5 protein-coding genes and 1 pseudogene are annotated in these 6,851 nt (G+C 44.5%); all 6 read right to left on the bottom strand.

Annotated elements, in window-relative coordinates; translation table 11 throughout:
- Positions 1-40 precede the first annotated feature (40 nt).
- The gene (locus tag VIN08_RS14595) at positions 41-1,108 is read right to left on the bottom strand and encodes a nucleotidyltransferase domain-containing protein (RefSeq protein ID WP_331966517.1); all 1,068 of its coding nucleotides are present in this window, start codon (positions 1,106-1,108) and stop codon (positions 41-43) included.
- A complete protein-coding gene (locus VIN08_RS14590; RefSeq protein WP_331966514.1) occupies positions 1,105-1,854 on the bottom strand; it encodes a nucleotidyltransferase domain-containing protein in 750 nt (249 codons plus the stop codon). The genes VIN08_RS14595 and VIN08_RS14590 overlap by 4 nt, the downstream gene beginning before the upstream one ends.
- Positions 1,855-1,944: 90 nt before the next feature.
- On the bottom strand, positions 1,945-4,527 hold the full coding sequence (locus VIN08_RS14585; RefSeq protein ID WP_331966511.1) for a polynucleotide kinase-phosphatase: 2,583 nt from the start codon (positions 4,525-4,527) through the stop codon (positions 1,945-1,947).
- 2 nt (positions 4,528-4,529) lie between these two features.
- The gene (locus VIN08_RS14580; RefSeq protein WP_331966508.1) at positions 4,530-5,942 is read right to left on the bottom strand and encodes a 3' terminal RNA ribose 2'-O-methyltransferase Hen1; all 1,413 of its coding nucleotides are present in this window, start codon (positions 5,940-5,942) and stop codon (positions 4,530-4,532) included.
- Between the two features lie 12 nt (positions 5,943-5,954).
- Positions 5,955-6,563, bottom strand: a complete 609-nt coding sequence (locus VIN08_RS14575; protein WP_331966505.1) for a 2OG-Fe(II) oxygenase — start codon at positions 6,561-6,563, stop codon at positions 5,955-5,957.
- Between the two features lie 30 nt (positions 6,564-6,593).
- Positions 6,594-6,851, bottom strand: a pseudogene (locus VIN08_RS14570) (hypothetical protein); the annotation flags it as partial.

Genomic DNA, 6,851 nt, shown 5'->3' with positions numbered 1-6,851 from the left:
GGGCGACCTTTGCTTAACTGCATTCTGGCATTGTCAAATCTCAACCGGCATGGTATAATTTCTCCCGAATATTTACCAACAGATTTTCTGCTATTACCGGATCGGGTTGATCCGGCAAATCGGATCGCTCAAACAGCCGGTTGATCACTTCGATCTTGTCTTCGGCCTGTTTCAACAAATCTTCATAAGTAAAAGCACCGCTGCGAATGCGAAGCAGCCATTCGCGTTCAGGTCGCCTTACATTTACCTTGTCATGCAAAGCTATCTCTTCCGCCATGTTCAGTAAGCGAAATACATGCATCATATTCTTCGCATCATAATTTTTGCCATGGCTCAGTGTATTTTCGTATCGCTCTTCATTTCGTTTCTCCACCCATTCCCAATATTGCCTGTACTCCTTGCAATGCATGGTATAGCCATCTTTATTAAAATACATTATTGCCAAGGGAACGCAAGGTGCAGGAACAGAACTGAGCGATACATCATTGGCATTTTCACCGGAGTATATACCATTAAATCTCTCATCACTCTGCAACCGGTGAAACACCGCATATATATCGCGCATGTGATCGATCCGAACCAGCCCAATATCTTCCTGTATATAGCCACAAGACGCAAGCCACTGTGTAATCGGCATTGATCCCTGGCCTTTAACGGTATAGCAAAAGTCCAGAATCGTTTTTCGCTTTATCTCTACCGGGTTCACTATCTTTTTATTTAACCCGCGCGCCTTTTTTATCTGGGCATAAGCGTATTGCCCGAATGTTTGACTACACAATTTTGACAGAAACATTTCCGGCTTGATCAAATCCATTACCGGGTGACGGTATAGTATGCAATCCTCCGGTGTACTGAGCAGCTCCAGTATATTCGGATTATTCTTCAACAACAGATCAATGAACTTCTTTATTTCATAATACATTTCATCGTTCGTGTCGTTGTTAACCTGGTCGGTATAGTGCAGCCCGTAGAACTCTTCTTTGGGAACAATAAATATACCTTTCAGGTCAGTATCCGAGTGTGGCAGTGCCAGGCCATACGCCTGGCTGCCACTGATACATTTCAACAATATGTGTTTCGGATTACGATAGAGTTCTTGTAAAGTCATACTATATATTTCCTGAATAGTTTGTTCAACGGAGCAATATCGTCCGCCACATTTCTGATTTCCGGTACATCGCGCAGGCAACGATCAAGTTGTTCGCGGATATACTCATGAAGAACAACGATACGGTTAATGGTATATTTCTCGTCACCCCGTGCTTTTATTTCCAGCAGTTCGTCCACTATGCCTTGCAGATCGTTTGGCAGAAACACACGAAGTGCGGCAAATTCCATAGGAGGAACTTCGGATCGATCTGCTATCCAGCGGCACGCCAGCAGCGGACGAAGTGCATAAAAATATTTCTTTATACGTACTTCATCGCCAGCCAGTATTGTATCATACGCAGTTTTAGCCATACCGATATAGTGATGCATCATGGATCGCGCTGAAAAGTAGCGTGGCATATTATACTGCATGTCATTTACAAATTGCTGATCGGCCATATATACCACCGGTGATTGCAGCCACTCGTACAGCGGAGCGTTCGACTTACGGAACAGGCGTAGCGCTTTGCGGATATCCCAGCCGTTGATGTCGAGCACTTCGTTGATCGGCAACTCGATCACGTCTCTGTGTTCGTTGATCGACAGGTATTCATCGCTGCGATTGACATATATAAACCGCACATCAAAGTCACTGTCGGGCGAGGCAAAACCCCACGCACGACTGCCCGATTCGCATGCATAGAGAATCTTTACTCTATGATCTTTCTGCAGGCTGTCGAGCTTTTGCATAATGATTTGTCTCATAGCCATATATTATTTCGCACAAATGTATAACCAGCCTGCGCAGTCTTTTTGCGCAGGATAGATATACTGAAAAATTTTATTGAGATTATATTAAAGACGCGGATCGATTTCTTCACTCTCCAACGCCAATACACCAAAGGCACATTCGTGTACTCTTCGCAGAGGTTCCTGGCGAATGAATCGCTCCAATCCTTCAACGCCCAAGACAAACTCGCGCAGAGCCAGTGAACGTTTACCGGAAAGTCCGCGATGTTTTAACCGATTCAGATTTTCTGTTGCAGTATATTCAGGACCATAGATGATGCGCAGGTACTCTTTACCTCTGCACTTTACAGCAGGCTGAACAAGTCCGTGTTTACCGGTAGCTATAAAATCCAGCGGTTTTATTACTATACCTTCACCACCTCGCTCCGTAAGCTCCATCCACCACCTTATAATCTCCTGCACCTGTGCTTCATTGTTTACATCGATAACACGATGCTCCGTTTTTAAAAATAATGCCGGATCAGCATCAGCTATAGCGGCAATAGTATCCATGTGCCACGCATGGTCTTTATCCACATGCACAGCGCCTTCTGTAGCCAGTATATGAAATGGAGCCAGCGTTAAATCATCTATACTATTTACCGGCCAGCAGTAATGGTGATAAGAGTTTGTATAGTCTTTTACCATCATCTGCTTGGCAGCAAATTTATCCAGTAGTATATCTATACCTTCCAGTTTTCGCTGAGAGGTTTGTTGCAAGGTTTCAACAACATCGCGTAAAGATGTACTGGCAGATGCACCCACTGCTGCATACTGAGATCGCAGCAAAGCCTGTGCTTTTACAGACCAGGGCATCAGCTCTGCATCCAGGCATATCCAATCGGTATTGAGCCGCTCCCATATCCCGGCTTTTGTAGCGGCCGCTATAACACGATCAATAAACTGTTTACTCATAGCCGCATCATTAAAGAAGCTTCGGCCCGTACGGGTATAGCATATACCGGCACCTTCATTACGAATGCCAAACCTGCGGGCAATCGCTTCTTCATCTTTACCTGCTATAATCACAGCGCGTGAGCCCATGTGCTTCTCTTCACAAATTACCTGTGCAATTCCCTGACTCTGAAAGTATCCCAATGCTTCTGCAGGATGTTCCAGGTAATTATCAAGGCGACTTGTTTCGGATGGCGACATGGTTGACGGAAGGTATATCAGCCACTTCGGGTTTACAGCAAAGCGACTCATTACTTCCAATGCAGCAATAGAGTTCTCTTCTTTTACTGTAACATTGTTTCGGAGGCGTGTAGTGATAATGCGTTTACCGATTACATCTTCCAGATCGAGTATTGCATCATTTTGCTGCTGATGACTTAATACCTCCTGCTTTTTCTCAAAGTCGATTGGTCGTGAAGGAACTTCATATACTTCTTTCGCTTTAACAGAAACCAGTACTTCCTCCGGGTAACGCAGGGCCGTTAACTTACCACCGAACACGCATCCTGTATCGATATCGATCGTACGATTCAACCACTGCGCTTCCGGCACAGGAGTGTGTCCATATACTACCATCGCCTTACCCCTATATTCCATTGCCCAGTTATAGCGCACAGGCAAACCGAACTCATCGATCTCCCCGGTGGTTTCACCAAACATAGCGAATGACCGAACCGCGCCACTGCCGCGTCCGTGCATTTCTTCTTTCAACCCGGCATGGGCTACTACCAGCTTACCATCATCAAATACATAATGGCTTATAAGACCATCTATAAATTCTTTTATCTGCGTGCGGAAGAGATCGCTTTCGTTAGCAAGCTGCTCCACGGTTTTCTGCAGGCCATGTTTCAACTGCACCTGTTTGCCATCGAGGTAGCGGTATAATTTTGCATCGTGATTACCGGGAACACAATAAGCTATACCCGTATATACCATGCTCATTACGAGGCGCAATACACCGGGAGAATCCGGACCTCGGTCAACCAGGTCACCAAGAAATATAGCCTTGCGTCCTTCGCGATGCGTTACCTGGAATCCGAAGTTGATGCCTTCTTCCGGCACCCGATCCACCGTGTAGCCCAGGGTTGTGAGCAGCTCTGTTAATTCTGTAAAACATCCGTGTATATCTCCGATAATATCGAACGGTCCGTGAACATCTTTTTTATCATTGTAAAGCTTCTCACGAATTATATGTGTGACCGACTCAACTTCTTCAACAGAACGAAGTGTATAGATATGACGAAAACCTTCCAGCTTCAGCTTCTTGATTGATTGCCGTAATTGAGAACGCTGCAGGTAAATTACATGGCTGCCAAAATTACGATCAGGTCGCACATCATTTCTTGCTGCGCATACCTTCTCTGGTATATCCAGTACAATCGCCACCGGTATACAATGATATTGGCGAGCGAGCTGTACCAGCGATGCACGTGCTTCGCGCTGAATATTGGTAGCATCAATCACCGTGAGCAATCCATTCTTTAATCGCTTGGCTGCTATATAGTGCAGCAATTGAAAAGCATCTTCAGTTGCTGCCTGATTATTTTCATTATCTGATACCAGTGCACGGCATCGGTCAGACGAAATGATTTCCGTTTCTTTAAAGTGCTTTCGTGCAAATGTAGATTTGCCAGAGCCACTTATACCGATGAGTGTTACCAGAGAGAGCTCCGGTATATGTATTTCTTTTTTCATTTTTATTCATTCTTTTTAAAGACCGCCATCTGCGATGGCGCTCCTACGCATTCATCTTCATCACCCACGGGCTTTATCTTTACTGTATAATTATGGCGCATGGCCACTGCGTTAGTCCATGATTCAAATTCACGCCTGTTCCATTCGAAGCGGTGATCTTCATGGCGCATAGCACCCGGCTTCATCGTTTCGTAAAGTTCATTATACTCACTGTTAGGTGTAGTAAGTATAATTGTGTTTGGGCGCGCAGAAGCAAAGACTACATTTTCAAATGCTTCGAGACGATTTAACTCCAGGTGCTCAATCACTTCTACAATAGCTGCGGCATCATATCCTTCCAGTCTTTTATCGCGATAGATTAATGACCCCTGAACAATGTTTATGCGCGCTTTCTGCAACGGAGGCATGGTGTGATAGTTAATCCTGCGCATAGCCTTTTCAAGCGTACGATAGGAAACATCCACCCCGGTAATTTTTTCAAATTGCTTTTCCTTCAGCAACATCTTTAACAACTTGCCTTCGCCACATCCGAGATCCAGTATACTCTTCGCCCCGGAGGCTACCAGTTCTTCCATAGCTGCACGAAGTCTTTTTGTATGCAGTGTTTCTTTCGCTATATCTGCTTCGGTAAACTCTTCGTTCGCATCACGTCCATCAGCATCTGTAAGCTCCTCATTCTTTTCCATTAACCGGTCGAGTGCATGGCGGGTAAGCCCTCCTATATCGCGCAGGTAGCGTTTGGTGATGAACTCTTTTTCCGGATGATCCTGAAGCCAGCCTTCACCTTTCTGGAGTAATTTCTCTACTTCTTCCTGGTTTACCCAATAGTGTTTTTCATTATCGAGTACCGGTATAAGTATATACAGATGCGAGAGTAATTCTTTCAGCCGGAAGTTTCCAGTCAACTTTACAGTGAAATATTTACTCTTGCCCCATTCAGGAAATTCCGGATCGAGTATTACCGGATCAGCTTCTATCGTATACCCGAGCGGCTCGAATAATTTCCGAATCAGAAATTCTCCTCCACCCGCTGCAGGCAATACAGATATACAGGCTTCGAGCGGCATGACTATATCTACAAGTTCCGGGCGCTTTATACATTTTCCATTGATAGCACTGGAAAATGCTTTCGCGATAGCTACGCTCATAAAAGACGAAGCAACATACGGACGATCATTTACATATTGTTGCAATGAAAACGAATCCGGACCTCCGCCAGAAGCATTACGTACTAAACCAACCGGATCTATATCAAGCAGGAGCGCAACTGTAGCGCTATCTTCACCCGACTCCGGATAAAAAATGTGTGCATGCCCATTAGGTATTTCGACCGACTGCAGCTTATCCGGGTGTTTATGTAACAAGTAGCCCAGATCGGTTGCCGGTTTATGCGTGGTAGATATCTTCAACAACATATTAAGTTCTTTCTATAATTCGATACAAAGGTCTGTCTCCATTGCGCAGTCTTTTTGCGTAATGATTTTTATTCTTGTGTTAAGCGATACATGATATCGGTACGAAGAACGTATTTTGTTCCTTCCAATACTATACCGCCTTCGTGTAGCAAGGGGTGGTAAAATTATGAGCGCTGAGCCTTGTTTAGGTTTCACGATCAGGTCTTCAAATACAGTAGCACCACCCGTAAAATTATCATTCAGGTATATCATGAACGTAAAAAAACTGACTTCATACAAATTACGGATATAGCTATTATCGCGATGTCTGCGAAATTGTTGCCCGGGCTGATATTTGTAAAATCGAAACAACTCATTCAATCCTATAGCAACATTATTCCCGATTGTTTTGGGAGCCAATGACTCTAGTGTTGACCATAACTCACCTGCCAGTGCTATATCTTTATACAGCACCCGGCTGTTGTTCCTCACAGAATCAACAAGCCGGGGTCCATTCGCTGTTAGTATGGTAGCCGGTTCATACCCGATGTTCTCAGCTTTTGCTATATAATCTTCGCAGTGCTGTGCCGACCAGAAATTTTCTATGGTGTATATATGTTCACGTTCCTGTATAGTTTTCATTGAATTATACGTTTTCAGATCATATCCTCGCTATTCAGTTGGCAGCACACTGGCCAGTTTATCGGTAAGTATATATTTATTGCCGATATACGCTTTCACTACGGCAATACCGTTAACAATCATTTTATTAAACTCATCGAGTTCCTCAGCTGGTACCCAGAGTTCCTGATGATGGGCAAGGCCTACCGTTTGTATTTCGAACTTCTGAAAGTATACCTCCGGAATTTCGAATGATGTAACAAAGCCGGCACCATCCGATTCTGCATCACCCATGTTCCAGCGCTCTGC

The organism is Ohtaekwangia sp., assembly GCF_036568665.1.
Classification (GTDB): Bacteria; Bacteroidota; Bacteroidia; order Cytophagales; family Cyclobacteriaceae; genus Ohtaekwangia.
Note: the sequence above shows the minus strand (reverse complement) of the source record. Positions and strands in the feature narration are given on the sequence as shown.